General features: G+C 62.8%; 15 protein-coding genes. 8 read left to right on the forward strand and 7 right to left on the reverse strand.

Annotated features, from left to right (window positions below):
* Window positions 1–14 precede the first annotated feature (14 nt).
* From ACEN2R_RS08310 to ACEN2R_RS08320, 3 genes are read right to left on the reverse strand one after another with little or no spacing between them, the layout of a single operon-like run.
* The gene (locus ACEN2R_RS08310; RefSeq protein ID WP_442041112.1) at window positions 15–596 is read right to left on the reverse strand and encodes a TIGR02281 family clan AA aspartic protease; all 582 of its coding nucleotides are present in this window, start codon (window positions 594–596) and stop codon (window positions 15–17) included.
* A gap of 55 nt (window positions 597–651) precedes the next feature.
* Window positions 652–1269, reverse strand: coding sequence for a MarC family protein (locus ACEN2R_RS08315; protein WP_442041250.1), 618 nt, complete (start codon window positions 1267–1269; stop codon window positions 652–654).
* A 2-nt stretch (window positions 1270–1271) separates the two neighbouring features.
* Window positions 1272–3122 carry an ABC-F family ATP-binding cassette domain-containing protein gene (locus ACEN2R_RS08320; RefSeq protein WP_442041114.1) on the reverse strand — a complete coding sequence of 617 codons (1851 nt, stop codon included), beginning with the start codon at window positions 3120–3122 and terminating at the stop codon, window positions 1272–1274.
* Between the two features lie 132 nt (window positions 3123–3254).
* Between ACEN2R_RS08320 and ndk the strand changes: the two genes are divergently transcribed.
* The gene (ndk, locus tag ACEN2R_RS08325) at window positions 3255–3677 is read left to right on the forward strand and encodes a nucleoside-diphosphate kinase (RefSeq protein WP_442041116.1); all 423 of its coding nucleotides are present in this window, start codon (window positions 3255–3257) and stop codon (window positions 3675–3677) included.
* 107 nt (window positions 3678–3784) lie between these two features.
* Here the strand turns inward: ndk and ACEN2R_RS08330 are convergent, their stop codons facing one another.
* The 3 genes from ACEN2R_RS08330 to ACEN2R_RS08340 form a co-directional block, all read right to left on the reverse strand.
* Entirely contained in the window at window positions 3785–4435 is a 651-nt protein-coding gene (locus ACEN2R_RS08330; protein ID WP_442041118.1) for a DUF1236 domain-containing protein, read from the reverse strand.
* 186 nt (window positions 4436–4621) lie between these two features.
* On the reverse strand, window positions 4622–5542 hold the full coding sequence (gene rarD / locus ACEN2R_RS08335) for an EamA family transporter RarD (RefSeq protein WP_442041120.1): 921 nt from the start codon (window positions 5540–5542) through the stop codon (window positions 4622–4624).
* Between the two features lie 140 nt (window positions 5543–5682).
* Window positions 5683–5838 carry a hypothetical protein gene (locus ACEN2R_RS08340; protein ID WP_442041121.1) on the reverse strand — a complete coding sequence of 52 codons (156 nt, stop codon included), beginning with the start codon at window positions 5836–5838 and terminating at the stop codon, window positions 5683–5685.
* 294 nt (window positions 5839–6132) lie between these two features.
* On the opposite strand from ACEN2R_RS08340, the gene ACEN2R_RS08345 reads away from it, so the two are divergent.
* From ACEN2R_RS08345 to ACEN2R_RS08370, 6 genes are all read left to right on the forward strand, one after another.
* Window positions 6133–8142 carry a hydantoinase/oxoprolinase N-terminal domain-containing protein gene (locus ACEN2R_RS08345; RefSeq protein ID WP_442041123.1) on the forward strand — a complete coding sequence of 670 codons (2010 nt, stop codon included), beginning with the start codon at window positions 6133–6135 and terminating at the stop codon, window positions 8140–8142.
* A gap of 139 nt (window positions 8143–8281) precedes the next feature.
* On the forward strand, window positions 8282–9298 hold the full coding sequence (locus ACEN2R_RS08350) for a BMP family protein (RefSeq protein ID WP_442041125.1): 1017 nt from the start codon (window positions 8282–8284) through the stop codon (window positions 9296–9298).
* Window positions 9299–10843 (forward strand): ABC transporter ATP-binding protein, encoded by a 1545-nt coding sequence (locus tag ACEN2R_RS08355; protein WP_442041127.1) that lies wholly within the window; start codon window positions 9299–9301, stop codon window positions 10841–10843.
* Complete coding sequence (locus ACEN2R_RS08360) at window positions 10833–11882, forward strand: ABC transporter permease (RefSeq protein ID WP_442041129.1); 1050 nt, start codon at window positions 10833–10835, stop codon at window positions 11880–11882. Before ACEN2R_RS08355 ends, ACEN2R_RS08360 begins: the two co-directional genes overlap by 11 nt.
* A 3-nt stretch (window positions 11883–11885) precedes the next feature.
* Entirely contained in the window at window positions 11886–12830 is a 945-nt protein-coding gene (locus ACEN2R_RS08365) for an ABC transporter permease (RefSeq protein WP_442041131.1), read from the forward strand.
* A complete protein-coding gene (locus ACEN2R_RS08370; protein WP_442041133.1) occupies window positions 12830–14110 on the forward strand; it encodes an amidohydrolase family protein in 1281 nt (426 codons plus the stop codon). Before ACEN2R_RS08365 ends, ACEN2R_RS08370 begins: the two co-directional genes overlap by 1 nt.
* 41 nt (window positions 14111–14151) lie before the next feature.
* On the opposite strand, the gene ACEN2R_RS08375 is transcribed toward ACEN2R_RS08370, so the two are convergent.
* Window positions 14152–15150 carry a LysR family transcriptional regulator gene (locus ACEN2R_RS08375; protein ID WP_442041135.1) on the reverse strand — a complete coding sequence of 333 codons (999 nt, stop codon included), beginning with the start codon at window positions 15148–15150 and terminating at the stop codon, window positions 14152–14154.
* Between the two features lie 260 nt (window positions 15151–15410).
* On the opposite strand from ACEN2R_RS08375, the gene chvE reads away from it, so the two are divergent.
* Complete coding sequence (chvE, locus tag ACEN2R_RS08380; RefSeq protein ID WP_442041137.1) at window positions 15411–16475, forward strand: multiple monosaccharide ABC transporter substrate-binding protein; 1065 nt, start codon at window positions 15411–15413, stop codon at window positions 16473–16475.
* The last annotated feature ends 13 nt before the right edge of the window (window positions 16476–16488 follow it).

Consider the following 16488-nt stretch of genomic DNA (forward strand, 5'->3'; position numbering starts at 1 on the left):
GAAAACAAGGGGGGCTATCTTTGCAGAACCAATGTTCCGCCTTCGATCGACAGCTTCGAAAAGCGGCTGAGATAGGTCATGCCCAAAAGCGATTCCCGCATCTCTCCCTCGCTGACCCATGCGGGCAGACGAGTGTCGACGATTCCACCCAGATTCACCCGGTCAAGCCGGACGCGGGCGGTCCGCACAATGCCGTTTGCCGTGTTCGCCTGACCGATAAAGGCCATATCGGCGGGGTCCAGTCCGACGCGTCTGGCATCTTCCTGCCGTAGCACCACCTCGGTCGCGCCGGTGTCGACGACAAACCGGACGGGCGTGTTGTTGACGTCCAGCACCAGATAGTAATGACCGTCCGGCGCGCGCGGCACCTCGACCCGATTTTCGCCTGTGATCACCGATTGGCGGGGCATCACGCTTTTGCTGATGTCGCCCCAAAGACCGATCACGGCCACGGCCCCGATAAAGATAAGCCCCCAGACAGAGGCCTGCTGCATCGTCCGCCCAAGGCTTTGGCGGTTCCGCGCAAAGAAATAGCCCCCGATGACTGCGGCCAGCAGGACCAGATAGATCAATCGCCCGATGTCATCGGATGTCATATATGTCTCCTTTGCCCAGGCGGTATTTAAGCACGAATTTCCAGATGTGCAGGGGTCAGGCGGGGCCAAATCCGAAAGAAGCCAGCCCGTCGAGCACGAATTGCACCGAAAGCGCGGCCAGAAGCATTCCCAGCAGGCGCGTCACCACGTTGATGCCGGTCGGGCCTAGGCCGCGTTCCAGCAGGCTGGCGCTGAGGAAGAGCAGGAACACTACGGCGATCACCGACAGCATCACCAGATGGATCATGCCGATAGCGGCCCAGTCGTTGCCGGATTGCCCGACCAGAAGGATCATCGTGGCCATCGCCCCCGGTCCCGCGATCAGCGGGGTGGCGAGGGGGAAGATCGACGGATCATTGGCTTGCGACGTTTGCCCCTGACGCCTTTGGGTGCGACGCTCGAACAACATGTCAAGCGCGGTCAGGAACAACAGAATGCCGCCCGCGATGCGGAAGGCGGGCATCGAGATACCGACAAACCCCAGGACAGCCTCGCCCAGCAGACCGAACAGGGTCAAAAGGACGAAACCGGTCAGGCAGGCGCGGATGCCGATGCTGCGGCGCTGCTGATCGTCCATACCGCGGGTCAGGGCCACAAACAGTGGCGCAAGCCCGATCGGGTCAATCACCACGAACAATGTGACGAAGGCCGGAATCAGGACTTGAAGATCCACCGTCAAGCCTCTGCTTTATCTAGCTTTTCAAGGGCGCTCACCCACATCGATTCAGCGCGGTCCAGCGCCTCCATCACTTCGCCGTATTTCTTCTGCCACGGCTCTGCCTGATTGCCCATGTCGGGGCCATAAAGCTTGGGATCGGCCAGTTTCTTGGCCAGTTTGTCGCGCATCTCGTTCAGCTTGCCGACGCGGTCCTCGCATTTGCGCACATCGGCGCGCAGGGCAAGCATTTCGTCGCGGCTGGCGCGTTTGGGGCCCTCGGCCTTGGCTTTTGCCGCTTTCACGGGGGTGTCACCGGCCAACAGCATCTTGCGATAGCTTTCCAGATCGTCGTCATAAGGCGTGACCGACCCGTCTTTGACCAGCCACAGCCGGTCGGCGACCATCGACAGAAGATGCATGTCGTGGCTAACCAGAATGACCGCGCCGGAATAGGCGGTCAGCGCCTCGACCAGCGCCTCGCGGCTTTCGATGTCAAGGTGGTTGGTCGGCTCATCGAGGATCAGCAGATGCGGCGCGGGCAGGGTGGCCAGCAACAGCGACAGACGCGCCTTTTGACCTCCCGACAGGCGACCCACCTCTGTTTCGGCCTGATCGGGGCCAAGGCCAAAGCCCGCAAGACGGGCGCGCAACCTTGCCTGACCTTCCAGGGGGCGTTCGCGCAGAAGGTGTTGCAGCGGCGTTTCATCGACGTAAAGCTCGTCGACCTGATGCTGGGCAAAAAAGCCGATGCGCAGCTTGTTCGAGGTGATCATCGAGCCGGACATCGGTTTAAGTCTGTCCGACAACAGCTTGGCAAGCGTAGATTTTCCCTCGCCGTTGCGACCCAGAAGCGCGATCCGGTCGTCTTGGTCGATGCGCAGGTTCAACCCCTTCAGCACGACCTTGTCGTCGTAGCCGACCGCCGCGTTTTCGGTGGCGATGATGGGCGGTGACAGTTCCTCGGGCGTGGGGAAGGTGAAGACCGTGCGCGCCGCATCCTCTGGCGCGGTGATCTTGACCATCTTTTCCAGCATCTTCACGCGGGACTGGGCCTGTTTGGCCTTGGACGCCTTGGCCTTGAACCGGTCCACAAAGCTTTGCAGGTGGGCGCGTTGCAGGTCCTGCTTGCGGGCCTGCGCGGTTTGCACGGCACGCTGTTCGGCGCGCTGGCGGGCGAATTGGTCGTAGTTGCCCGAATAATAGATCAGGCCCTTGTTCTCGAGGTGCAGAATCGCCCCGACAGAACGGTTCAGCAATTCGCGGTCGTGGGAAATGATCAGCACGGTGTGCGGATATTTCACAAGATAGGCCTCCAGCCACAACGCGCCTTCAAGGTCGAGGTAGTTGGTCGGCTCGTCGAGGAGCAGGTAATCGGGGGCCGAGAACAGCACCGCCGCAAGGGCGACACGCATCCGCCAGCCGCCTGAAAAGGCAGAGCAGGGCATAAGCTGCTCTTCGTGGGTGAACCCCAGACCCTTGAGGATCGAGGCGGCGCGCCCTTCGGCGGACCAGGCGTCGATATCGGCAAGGCGCGTCTGCACCTCGGCGATGCGGCCGGGGTCGGTGGCGGTTTCCGCCTCTGCCAGCAGTTCGGCGCGTTCGATGTCTGCGGCCAGAACCGTGTCGATCAGGCTGACCTCGTTTCCGGGAACCTCCTGACTGACGCCGCCGATGCGGGCGCGGGCGGGAATCGATATCTTGCCCCCCTCCAGCACCAGTTCGCGGCGGATCAGTTTGAAGAGCGTCGTTTTACCGGCGCCGTTGCGACCAATGAGGCCAACTTTGTGGCCGGTGGGAATCGTGGCGCTGGCCCCTGTAAACAGAGGGCGGCCTTCGACGGAGTAGCTTATGTCTGAAATCTTGAGCATGGCGCCCCTTTGCCGCATGTAGATAGGCGCGTCAATCGCAGCTTTTCAACCGATGCACCGCGTGATAGCAGGACCGCGATTTATAAGGGGTCGGGCAGGGTGCCGGACTCCGGCGACCAAAAGAGGCAAATCATGGCTATTCAACGCACTTTCTCGATCATCAAACCCGACGCAACCCGTCGCAACCTGACCGGCGCAATCGTCGCGAAATTCGAGGCTGCCGGCCTGCGCGTTGTCGCATCCAAGCGTATCCACCTGACGAAAGCCCAGGCTGGCGTGTTCTACGGCGTCCACGCCGAGCGTCCGTTCTACGACGAACTGTGCGAGTTCATGTCGTCCGAGCCGATCGTCGTTCAGGTTCTGGAAGGCGAAGACGCGATTGCGAAAAACCGCGAAGTTATGGGCGCAACCAACCCTGCCGATGCGGCAGATGGCACAATCCGCAAGGAATTCGCGCTGTCGATCGGCGAGAACTCTGTTCACGGGTCCGACGGTGCCGACACCGCGGCGATCGAAATCGCCTATTTCTTCTCGGGTCTCGAACTGGTCGGCTAAGCCGACGCGGCTGCGGGGCGTTTCGCCGCGCAGCGTCAGACTCGAAAGGGCCGCCTCCGTCATGGAAACGGCCCTTTTTTAATGTCCGTCGGGCATAGGTTCGCGTGTTAGCGGATGATATGCACGATCTTGCGGTCTTCGACGCTGATCACAACGGGCAGGCCGTTGACGTAGACGTAAGAGAACTCTGTGTCCGGAATTTCGTATACGGTCACATTTTCGGGAACACCGGCGCCGACCACAACTTCACCGTCAAGATAGATCGGGTCAACGGGGTTGTCGGTGACATAGGCTGTCACGGTTGGATCGGGGGCAGCCGCGTCGCCGACACCGGCACCCAGAACCAGACCAAGTGCGGCACCCGGAGGTCCGGCAATCAGGCCACCGATGATGGCGCCCACAGTGCCGACACCGGCGGCGGCGGCGGCTGTGTTGTCTTCATAGACCAGCGTTGCGACCTCGGCCTTTTCACGGTTTTCGTAAAGCACTTCGGCATTTTCGCCGATTTTGGTGGTCAGGTAGTCACCATAAGACCAGCCAGCCACGCCTTCGTGGGTTACTTTGCACCAGTTGGCGGTCTCGAGGCAGCCATCGACGGTGACTGCGCCATCGGCAGGAATGAAGCCGACGATGTCGAACATCGGGCCGGGGCCGGACCGCACATTCAGGTCGGTCGACGCGGTGGCCTGGGTTTCTGCGAATGCGGATGTCGCCATCAGAAGGCTTGCAGCGGATAGGGCTAGAATACGGTTGTTCATCGTTATCTCCTGTTTCAATTGACGGCCGATCCGGGGAACCCTGCTCGGCGTCTCTTGTGGGGTAACAACGGTGATGGTCGCGGATTGGTTCCGTGCCTTTGTTCGAATTCCTGTGCGGTGTCGTTACGGTAACCTGTTTTTATATAAGCGAAAAATCGCCTATCCCTTGATCCCGCCGGGGCAGGGTCACACGGATTTGACCGCCAGTGTCTGCGCCTTGGAATGTCGCGCCTGACGGACCATAGAGACGGTGTAGATGATCAGCGCCAGCCAGATCATCGGAAAGGCGATCATCCGCGCCCCCCCGAGTTTTTCACCGAACACAAAGACCGCCGTCAGGAAAAGCATGGTCGGCACGATGTATTGAAGGATGCCGATCGTGGACAGGCGCAGCATCTTGGCGCCGTTGGCATACATCATCAAAGGCACCGCCGTGACGACCCCGCATCCCAGCAACAGCAAGGTATCCGCAGGCGTGCCGGCCATGAAATGGCTTTGCCCCGTCGCCCAAAGATAACCAAGATAGCCAAGAGCGGGGGGCATCAGCAGCAGCACCTCCAGCAAGAAGCCCTGATTTGGCCCGACGGGCAGCGATTTTTTCAGATAGGCATAGCCGCCCCAGCTCAGCGTCAGGGCAATCGCCACAACCGGCAGGCGCCCCGCATCCCATGTCAGCACCAGCACCGCCGCCGCCGCCAGCGCAATCGCGGCGATCTGTGCGCGGCTTAGCCGCTCGCCCAGCAGGACCGCCCCCAGAAGCACGCTGAACAGGGGGTTGATGTAATAGCCAAGTGCTGCCTCCAGGGCATGACCGGCACCGATGGCCCAGACGTAGATGCCCCAGTTCACCGACACGAACGCGGCGGTGACCGCCGCCATCGCCAGCGTTCTGGGGGACCGCACCGCCTGCCGCAGATCGCCCGTCCGGCGCGTCAGCAAAAGCACGGCGCCCGCAATCGGGACAGACCACAGAACGCGGTGGATGATCACCTCTGTCGGCGGGACATGCGCCAGCGCCTTCATGTAGAGTGGAAGAAAGCCCCATAGAAAATAGGCGGTTATGGCAAATGCAAAGCCCTTCAGGCTGTCTTCGTTCTTGCCCTGCATTCCACGCTCCATTCGCTAGACGATGTCCGAGTGGCCAAGGGCTAATGCAATCACACGGCAAGCGCCATGTGATTTATGCGGGTCGTCGCATCGGCGTGCGCAGGGGGGGTGGGGGCACCGACCAAGGCCGGTAGGGGCCCCTAGATGCTGGCCCAGTCGGTAAAGACGACATCGCGGTCGGTCTCTGTCTGGGGGGCGTCGGGCCTTTGTGTGGGCAGGGTGTCGGAAACATAGCCGATCCTGCGCGGTTGGGGGGTGTCTTCGGGTTTGGCGTCGGGAGGCGATTTGCGTGCCATTGGTTTTGCTCTGTGTTTGCACCCATCCAAGGGGATCGGGATGCCTTTGCCTTAGGTTTTGCGATGCGCCTTTTGGCGCTGCCAGCTCGTTTCGCGGATGGCGCATGTTAACGGTAACAGCCGGTCGGGGCCTGAATATGAAGAATTTATGTCAGAGCATGCGTAAATCCGCGATTGTTGCGGGGATGCCGCCAATTCTGACGGATCGGGTCGCATTTCGGCCTTTCCTTGGCGGGCGTGACGGCTAATGTCCCGCCAAAAGACAAGCGCGGATATGGAAGCGGACGGAACGGCATGACAATACTATTGGGCGTGGACACCGGCGGCACCTATACGGATGCGGTTTTGTTGCAGGACGAGACGACCGTGCTGGCCAAAGCCAAGGCCCTGACAACGCGCCATGATCTGGCCGAAGGCGTGGGGGCGGCGATTGATGCGGTGCTGGTGGCAAGCGGCGTGTCTGTCGGCGATATTTCCATGGCGTCGCTGTCGACGACGCTGGCGACCAATGCGCTGGTCGAGGGGCAGGGCGGGCGCGTGGCGCTGGTCTTTATCGGCTTCACCGCGACCGAGCTGACAAAGCAGGATCTGGCGGAGGCGCTGAAAAGTGACCCCGCGCTGATCCTTGCCGGCGGGCACGACCACAACGGCACCGCGATCACCCCCCTGGACGAGACGGGCCTGCGCGACTGGCTGGCCCTGCATGGCGCGCAGGTTTCGGCCTTTGCCGTCGCCAGCCAGTTCGCCACCCGCAACCCCGCCCATGAATTGCGCGCGCAAGAGATCATCGTCGAGATGACCGGGCGGCCCGTGTCCTGTTCGCATCATCTGTCGGCGCGGCTGAACGGGCCAAAGCGGGCGATGACGGCGGTTCTGAACGCGCGGCTGATCGGGATGATCGACCACCTGATCTCGTCGTCCGAGGCCCTGCTGCGGCACCGCGGCATCGACGCGCCGCTTATGGTGGTGCGTGGCGACGGGGCGTTGATTTCCTCGGCCACCGCCCGCGAGCGCCCCATTGAGACGATCCTGTCCGGCCCTGCCGCCTCTATCATGGGGGCGCTGTGGCTGACGCAGGAACAGGACGCCTTTGTGTCCGACATCGGCGGCACGACCACCGATGTGGCGATCCTGCGCGGCGGCCGCCCGATGATCGACCCGCAGGGCGCGCGGGTTGGCCGCTATCGCACCATGGTCGAGGCGGTGGCGATGCGCACCACGGGGCTGGGCGGCGACAGCGAACTGCATCTGGTCAACGACGGGCTGGAGGGGCGGCTGTTCCTTGGCCCGCGCCGGGTGATGCCTGTGTCGCTGTGCGCGCAGACCTGGCCCGATCTGGTTCTGGGCACGCTGGAACGGCAGGTGGCCAGCCTGATGCCCGGCGAATATGATGGGCGGTTTGTGGTGCCGATCCGCCGGTCCGATGTGTCAAAGGCGGGATTGTCGGACCGCGAGTTGGCCATCCTTGACCGTATCGGTCAGGTGCCCTGCGCGATGGAGGGGCTGTTCCGGTCCCGCATGGAAAGCGCTGTGATCCCGCGTCTGGTGGAACGCGGGCTTGTGCTGATCTCGGCGGTAACGCCATCCGATGCGGCGCATGTGCTGGGCAAGCTGGACGCGTGGAACCGCCAGGCGGCGGATCTTGCGCTGACGTTGTTCGCGCGGCGCAAGACCGGTGACGGCCGGCCACTTTGCGCCACATCGCACGAGATGGCGGTGCGGGTTGTGGATCAACTGACCGACCAGACCGCGCTGTGCCTGCTGGAAAGCGCCTTTGCCGAAGACCCCGCCTTTACCGGCGATCCCGCCGATCTGGCGCGCCATACCCTGACCCGCACGGGGCTTGCTCGCCACCGCGGGCTGATCGCCGCCGACATCGGGCTGAACCTGCCCGTGATCGGGCTTGGTGCCTCTGCTCCGTGTTATTACGGTGCGGTGGGGGACCGGCTGAACACCCGCATGGTGCTGCCCGAACATGCGGGGGTTGCCAATGCCATCGGGGCCGTGGTCGGGCAGGTTGTGATGCGCGAAAGCGGCACGATGACGGTGCCCGGCGCCGGACAGTTCCGCATTCATCTGGCTGACGGGCCGAAAGACTTTGTCGATCAGGCGCAAGCGCTGGAGGCGCTGGAAACCGTGTTGCGCGACAGGGCGGTGATGGACGCCCGCGCCTCGGGGGCCGATCAGGTGAACATCACCGTCACGCGCGATTTCAAAACCGCAACGGTCGAGGGCGCGCCGATTGTGCTGGAGGCAATGGTGACGGTCAGCGTCAGCGGGCGTCCAAGGGTTGCGATCGGCTAGGGCATGCCGGCCCGTTGTGCCTGAAATTCAGGCATATGCAGCGTTCAGGGCGGTGGGGTCGACGATTTTTGTTTGCCGAACGCCCGAATCGCCCGATGCTTTACCAAATGGTAAAAAATAAACAGCGGGGACCCTAGAAATGATCTTCCATCGAACCACCCTGACGCGCCGCCGGATGCTGGCGACCACGGCGGGGGCGGCTGCTTTTGCCGCAATCGCGCCGCACCGCCTGATGGCGCAGGAGCCGCTGAAGGTGGCCGGAATTTACACCGTGCCCGTCGAACAACAGTGGGTCAGCCGCATTCACAAGGCGGCGGAAACGGCGCAGGCGCGGGGCGACATCGCCTATACCTATTCCGAAAACGTCGCCAATACCGACTACCCCCGCGTCATGCGCGAATTCGCCGAGCAGGGCTATCAGCTGATCGTGGGCGAGGTGTTCGGGGCAGAGCAGGAAGCCCGCGAAGTGGCGGCGGACTATCCCGATGTCGCCTTCCTGATGGGCTCCAGTTTCAAGCAGGACGCGGCCCTGCCGAATTTTGCGGTTTTCGACAACTATGTGCAGGACGCGTCCTATCTTTCGGGCATCATCGCCGGGGCAATGACGAAATCGGGCAATATCGGCATGGTCGGCGGCTTTCCGATCCCCGAAGTGAACCGCCTGATGCATGCCTTCATGGCGGGGGCCAGGGAAGTGAACCCCGACATCATCTTCCAGATCAGCTTTATCGGGTCGTGGTTCGACCCGCCCAAAGCCAAGGAAACCGCCTTTGCCATGATCGAGCAAAGCGCAGATGTTCTGTATGCCGAACGGTTCGGTGTGTCGGATGCCGCCAAGGAACGCGGAATTCTGGCGATCGGCAACGTGATCGACACGCAGGCCGATTACCCCGAAACCGTCGTCGCCTCGGCGATCTGGCATTTCGAGCCGACGTTGGATGCGGCCCTTGCGGCGATCAAGGCGGGCAGTTTTACCGCCGCCGATTACGGGGTCTATTCGTTCATGAAGGCGGGGGGCTGCTCGCTTGCGCCGCTGGGCACCTTCGAGGGCAAAGTGCCAGAAGCCGCACTGGCGCTGGTCGCCGCCCGCGAGGCAGAGATCAAGGCGGGCACCTTCACCGTCGAGATCAACGACGAAGAACCAAAGTCGGTCTGAATGGCAAAGCTTGAAAAGGCGCAGGTTGTCCTGCGCCTTGACCGGATCACCAAAACCTTTGGCGCGTTGACGGCCAACGACGCGATCAGCCTTGTTCTGCGCGAGGGAGAGGTGATCGCGCTGTTGGGCGAAAACGGTGCGGGCAAGACCACGCTGATGAACATCCTGTTCGGCCATTACACCGCTGACAGCGGCACGGTCGAGGTGTTTGGCCAGACCCTGCCAGCGGGCAACCCCCGCGCGGCCTTGGCGGCGGGGGTGGGAATGGTGCACCAGCATTTCACGCTGGCCGACAACATGACCGTGCTGGACAATATCGTGCTGGGCACCCTGCCGCTGTGGATGCCGTGGTTCGACCGCGCCGCCGCCACGGCGCGGATCATGGCCCTGGCGCAGGATTTCGGGTTGGCCGTGGCGGTTGATGCCAAGGTCGGAACGCTGTCTGTGGGCGAACGCCAGCGGGTCGAAATCCTGAAGGCGCTGTACCGCGACGCCCGGATCCTGATTCTGGACGAACCGACCGCGGTGCTGACCCCGCAGGAAACCGACGCGCTGTTCGCGACGATGCGCAAGGCGGTGGCGCGTGGCCTGTCCGTTGTATTCATTTCCCATAAATTGCATGAGGTTACGGCTATATCCTCACGTTGTTATGTGCTGCGGCACGGGCGGTTGGTGGCCGAGGTGGCAACGCAGGACACCGACCGCCACGCCTTGGCCGAATTGATGGTCGGGGCCGAGGTTCAGGCGCCGTCTGTCCAGCCTTCGACGGCGGGTGAAACGCCGATGCGCCTTGATGCGGTCACAACCCCGGACATCGGTGCGGCCCCCGGACTGAAGCGGGTCACGCTGGACCTGAGGGCGGGGCAGATCGTCGGGTTGGCAGGCGTGTCCGGCAATGGGCAATCGGCGCTGGCCGATCTGGTTGCGGGGCTGACGCGGCCCGCCAGCGGTGCAGTGCTGCTGGACGGGGTCATGCCCGCCGACTGGTCGCCGCGGGGTGCTGTTGCCTCGGGCATCGCGCGCATTCCCGAAGACCGGCACAAGACCGGCACGATCGCCGATTTCGACCTGACGGAAAACGCCATTCTGGAAACCTATTCGCTTGCCCCGTTCAGCCGCAATGGCTGGATGGACTGGCGCAAGGCAAAGGCGTTTACCCGTGGTATCATAAAGACTTACGATGTGCGTTGTCCGGGGCCGGACACCCGCATCCGCCTGCTGTCGGGCGGCAATATGCAAAAGCTGATACTGGGGCGCGTGCTGGAACAGGAGCCGCGCATCATCCTGGCGAACCAGCCGGTGCGCGGGCTTGATATCGGGGCGGTGACCTATGTGCACCAGCGTCTGCTGGAGGCCCGCGCAAGGGGCGCTGCGGTGCTGTTGATCTCCGAGGATCTGGACGAGGTAACCGCGCTTGCCGATGTGATCCATGTGATGTCCGAGGGCCGCCTGTCGCCCGGCTTTGCGCGCGGATCAAAGACCCTGACAGAGCTGGGCGTCTGGATGGCCGGTCACGGGTTCAACGAGGCCAGCCATGCGGCTTGAACCGGTCACGGCACCGTCGGCGTTGCGGACGCTGGCCTATCCTGCGGTGGCCTTGGGGCTGACAGTCATTGCCGCGTCTTTGCTGGCGATGCTGGCGGGGGCTGATCCGTTCGGGGTGCTGGGGCTGATCCTGCACGGGGCTGCGGGGTCGAAATTTGCCGCCCTTGAAACGCTGAACCGCGCGACACCGCTGGTCTTTACCGGCCTTGCCGTCGCCGTCGCCTTTCGGGCCAGACTGTGGAACATCGGCGCCGAGGCGCAATTATACGCGGGCGCGGTGGTGACCGTGGTTCTGGGCACCGGCGCACTGAGCTTGCCGTCCGTGGTTCTGGTGCCGGTGATCGGCCTTGCGGCAATGCTGGCGGGGGCGATCGTTCTGCTGGTTCCGACAGTTCTGAAGGTGCGGTTCGGCGTTGACGAGGTGGTGACAACCCTGCTGCTGAATTTTATATTTTTGCTGTTTGTTTCCATGCTGCTAGAGGGCGTTCTTAAAGACCCCGCGGGCATGGGGTGGCCCAAGTCCGCCCGCCTGATCCCCGAGGCGCGCCTGCCGCGCATTGCCACGGGGTTGCGGTTGCACTGGGGCTTTGGTCTTGCCCTGCTCGCGGCGGGTCTGGTCTGGGTGATCCAGCGGCGGACCACGCTGGGATATGAGATGCGGGCGGTGGGGCTGAACCCGTCGGCGGCACGGTTTGCGGGGATGCCGGTGAACAACGTGCTGTTGAAAACCGCGCTTTTGTCGGGCGGGCTGGCGGCTCTGGCGGGCTTCTCCGAGGTGGCCGGGCTGAAGGGCAGCCTGACGCTCGATCTGTCGCCCGGCTTTGGCTACACCGGCATCATCGTGGCGATGCTGGCGCTGTTGAACCCGCTGGGTGTGGTCGTCGCCGCGATCTTTGTGGCGGGAATATTCGTGGGGGCCGACAGCATGAGCCGTGCGGCGGGCGTGCCGACCTATCTGGCCGATATCATGCTGTCGATGGCGCTGTTGATGATGGTGCTGGCGATCATGCTGACGCGGTTTCGCGTGGTCAGGGGGTAGGGCATGGACTATCTGGATATTGTCCTGAGCGCCAGTTTCTGGACCGCCGCGATCCGTATCGCGTCGCCACTGATCTTTGCCACGATGGGAGAGCTGATCTGCGAACGCGCGGGTGTGCTGAACCTCGGGATCGAGGGGATCATGGTGGTGGGTGCCTTTGCCGGATGGATGTCGGTTTACGCGGGCTGCGGCCTGTGGACCGGCGTCGCGGTGGCGTTCGGTGCGGGAATGATGTTCGGCTTGCTGCACGGGGTGCTGACCGTGCCCTTCGGGTTGTCGCAGCATGTCGTGGGCCTTGGGATCACGTTGTTTGCGACCTCGATGACTTATTACAGCTACCGGCTGGCCCTGCCAGAGGTCACAAGCCCGCCCAAGATCGAGGCATTCCAGCCCTGGCCGGTGCCGGTTCTGTCGGACCTGCCATTGGTGGGGCCCGCGCTGTTCACCCAGACGCCGCTGACCTATCTGGCCTTCGCGCTGGTCGGTCTGGTGTCGGTTGTGCTGTATCGGACCCCGCTGGGCCTTGCCCTGCGTGCGGCGGGCGAGAACCCGCAGGCGGTCGACGCGCAGGGGCTTTCGGTGGCCGGTCTGCGGATCGGGGCGGTGATGGCCGGCAGCGGGTTGATGGCGGTCGGCGGCGCGTTCCTGACGATGTCGGCGTTCAATTCGTTCTTCTTCGAGATGGTCAACGGGCGCGGCTGGATCTGCATCGCCCTTGTGGTGTTCGGGTCGTGGCGCCCCGGAAAGGCGCTGTTGGGGGCGATCCTGTTCGCGGGCTTCGACGCGCTGCAAATCCGCGTGCAGCAAACGCCGCTGGGCGCGGTTGTGCCCTATCAGATTTTCCTGATGATGCCCTATATTCTGTCCATACTGGCGCTGGTGGTCATGTCCCGCCGCGCCGAGGTGCCTGCAGCCTTGATGCTGCCGTTCAACAAGGGGGAACGCTGATGTTCGATCTGATTGTCAAAGGCGGCGTTCTGGCCGACGGGCGTGTTGCCGATATCGGGATCACCGGCGACCGGATCACGGCGATCGAAACCGGCCTGACCGGCGCGCGGGAGGTGGTCGATGCCAGCGGCGATCTGGTCAGCCCGCCCTTTGTCGACCCGCATTTCCACATGGATGCAACGCTGTCCTACGGCACACCGCGGATCAACGCGTCCGGCACCTTGCTGGAGGGGATCGGCCTGTGGGGCGAATTGAAAGAGGTGATGACGCTGGAAGAGGTCCGCGACCGTGCGCTGGCCTATTGCGACTGGGCGGCCAGCATGGGCCTGCTGGCGATCCGCAGCCATGTCGACACCTGCGATGACCGGCTTTTGGGGGTGCAGGCGCTGCTGGAGGTGAAGAAACTGGTTTCGGGATACATCGACCTGCAACTGGTGGCTTTTCCGCAGGACGGGCTGTTGCGCAGCCCCACGGCGCTGCAAAATACCATTCGCGCGTTGGATATGGGCGTCGATGTGGTGGGCGGTATTCCGCATTTTGAACGGACGATGGCCGACGGTGCCGCCTCTGTCACGCTGCTGTGCGAAATGGCGGCGATGCGCGGGCTGATGGTGGATATGCACTGCGACGAGACCGACGACCCCATGTCGCGCCACATCGAAACGCTGGCCTTCGAGGCGCAACGGCTGGGGCTTCAGGGCCGTGTGGCGGGGTCGCATCTGACCTCGATGCACTCGATGGACAATTACTATGTGTCCAAGCTGTTGCCGCTGATGCTGGAGGCGGGCGTGGCCGCCATTCCGAACCCGCTGATCAACATTGTGCTGCAAGGGCGGCATGATACCTATCCCAAACGGCGCGGCATGACGCGGGTCAAGGAGATGCTGGCAATGGGCATCACCGTGGGCTTCGGTCAGGACTGTGTGATGGACCCGTGGTACAGCATGGGGACGGGCGATATGCTGGACGTGGCCTTTATGGGGCTGCATGTGGCGCAGATGACCAGCCCCGCCGAAATGCGCCAGTGCTTTGACATGGTGACGACGGAAAATGCGCGGATCATGGGGCTGACGGACTACGGGCTGAAGGTTGGCGCGCTGGCCTCGCTTGTGGTGCTGGACGCGGGCAACCCGATCGAGGCGCTCAGGCTGCGGCCCGACCGGTTGTGCGTTGTGGCAAAGGGCAAGGTGATCTCCCGGCAGTTGCGCAACGATGCGCGGCTGAGTGTTGACGGGCGGCCACCGACAGTGCGGCGACGCCACCACGCCCATTCGGTGTAAGGGGTCACGACCCGATCACCCGGCGGCTGCGCTGCCCCGGCCTAGTCAGGCATGGACCGCAGGCTTTTTGTCTCTGTCAGCTTGTACAGGCTGTCGAAAAAGATCTGTGCGGCGGGGGACAGAACCGATCCTGCCCGCCGGATCAGGGCGTAGTCGGAAACCGAAAGGGTGGGCGCCACCGGCAGGCTGGTTATGCGCCCGCCCAGCCCCACATCGCCGCCGAAGAAATCCGCGACAGAGCGTGCGATCGGAGCAATCGCGCTGGTTTCCATGATCGAGGCCAGCGTCAGCATAAGCGAGGCCGTGCTAAGCACCTTGCGGGGCAGCGGCAGGTCGCGGGCGATTAGATAATCCTCGACCGTGCGGCGCAGCAGGCCGCCCTGATCCTGCATCACCCAATCATAGGGCATGCAGTCGGCAATGGTGATGTCGGGCTGGCGGGTCAGTGGATGATCGCGCCGCACGATCATCGCGATTGGTTCCTCTCCGATCACGGTGGCGTCGAACAGGCGCGGATCGGCGTCGACGGGGATGCGGCCGATGTAGAAATCCAGCCGGTTCGACAAAAGGCCCTGCGCCAGCGTGCCGCTGACATCGACCATCACCGTGGTTTCAACCATAGGATGGGTCATCCGCATCCGTTTCAGCATTGGCAGGACCATCTCGATCGAGGGCCCGGTGACCGACCCGATGTTCACCCGTCCGCCCTGTCCGCTGCCAAGTTCCGCCAGCTCGCGGCCCGCGTCATTCAGCCCTTGCAGGATCGCGCGCGCCCGTGCGGCCAGACGCAGACCGAATTCCGTCAGCTCGATCCCGCGGGGATGGCGGGTGTAAAGCGGCACGCCGGTGATCTGTTCCAGTTCCGACGCAAGGCGCGACGCGGCGGGCTGCGAGATGTTCAGCGCCAGCGCTGCGGCGCTGATCTGTGTGGTGTCACCCAGATGCGCCATAAGCCGCAGATGCGTCAGCTTGACCCCGCGCAGGATCAGGTCATCAGGGCGCAGGTCTTCGGAACGACGGCCATTCGGTTTCTGCGCCATGGCGGATGATTTTCCAATTTTGATATATTAATAATGGTATATCCAGATCAAATAACAATATTTGACTGTCATAGCCACATCTTATTATCCAGTTGCAGCCACACCCGCCGGATCAGGCAGAGCGTGGCGCTGGTCCCGCCCATTACGGGCGGGGCAAACCAGGGTAAAACGTCTGCAAAAGGCGGGTCGCCCTACTGAAATTTGGATCTGCCCTCCGGTGCGCCGGTCACAGCAGACCCTGTCCTTGGGAGGAGGATACCATGAATATCACGAAACGCGCCCTGATGACGGTTGCCGTGGCCGCACTTGCGGTTGGCACGCTTGGTGCCCCGTCTTTTGCCGCCGGCAAAGGCACCGTTGGCATCGCGATGCCGACAAAGTCGTCCGCCCGCTGGATTTCCGACGGCGACAGCATGGTCAAGCAGTTCACCGATGCGGGCTATGACGTCGATCTGCAATACGCAGAAGACGACATTCCGAACCAGCTGGCCCAGATCGAGAACATGATCACCAAAGGCGCGGACGTTCTGGTCATCGCCGCAATTGATGGCACGACCCTGTCAAACGCGCTGGAAAACGCGGCGGCGGCGGACATCAAGGTGATCGCCTATGATCGCCTGATCCGCGACAGCGGCAACGTCGATTATTACGCGACCTTCGACAACTTCCAGGTCGGTGTGCTTCAGGCGACATCGCTGATCGACAAGCTGCAAGGCGACGGCCCCTTCAACATCGAACTGTTCGGCGGCTCGCCCGACGACAACAATGCGTTCTTCTTCTACAATGGCGCGATGTCGGTGCTGCAACCGCTGATCGACAGCGGCAAGCTGGTCGTCAAATCCGGCCAGATGGGCATGGACAAGGTCGGCACATTGCGTTGGGACGGTGCCGTTGCACAGGCCCGCATGGATAACCTTTTGTCCGCCTATTACACCGATGGCCGCGTCGATGCGGTTCTGTCGCCCTACGACGGTCTGTCCATCGGCATCATTTCCTCGCTGAAGGGTGTGGGATACGGCTCTGCCGATCAGCCGATGCCGATCGTGTCGGGGCAGGATGCGGAAATCCAGTCGATCAAGTCCATTCTGGCAGGCGAGCAGTCGTCGACCGTATTCAAGGACACGCGCGAACTGGCCCGTGTGACGGTTGGCATGGTGGATGCGCTTTTGTCCGGGTCCGAGCCGGAGATCAACGACACCTCGACCTATGACAACGGCGTCAAGGTGATCCCGTCCTACCTGCTGAAACCCGTTTCGGTGGATATTTCGAACTGGGAAGAGATCGTGATCGGCAGCGGTTACTACACGATGGACCAGATCAAGTAATCTGACCTGATCC

It is taken from the genome of Pseudogemmobacter sp. W21_MBD1_M6, from assembly GCF_052119585.1.
In the GTDB taxonomy this organism is placed as follows: domain Bacteria; phylum Pseudomonadota; class Alphaproteobacteria; order Rhodobacterales; family Rhodobacteraceae; genus JBGQOJ01.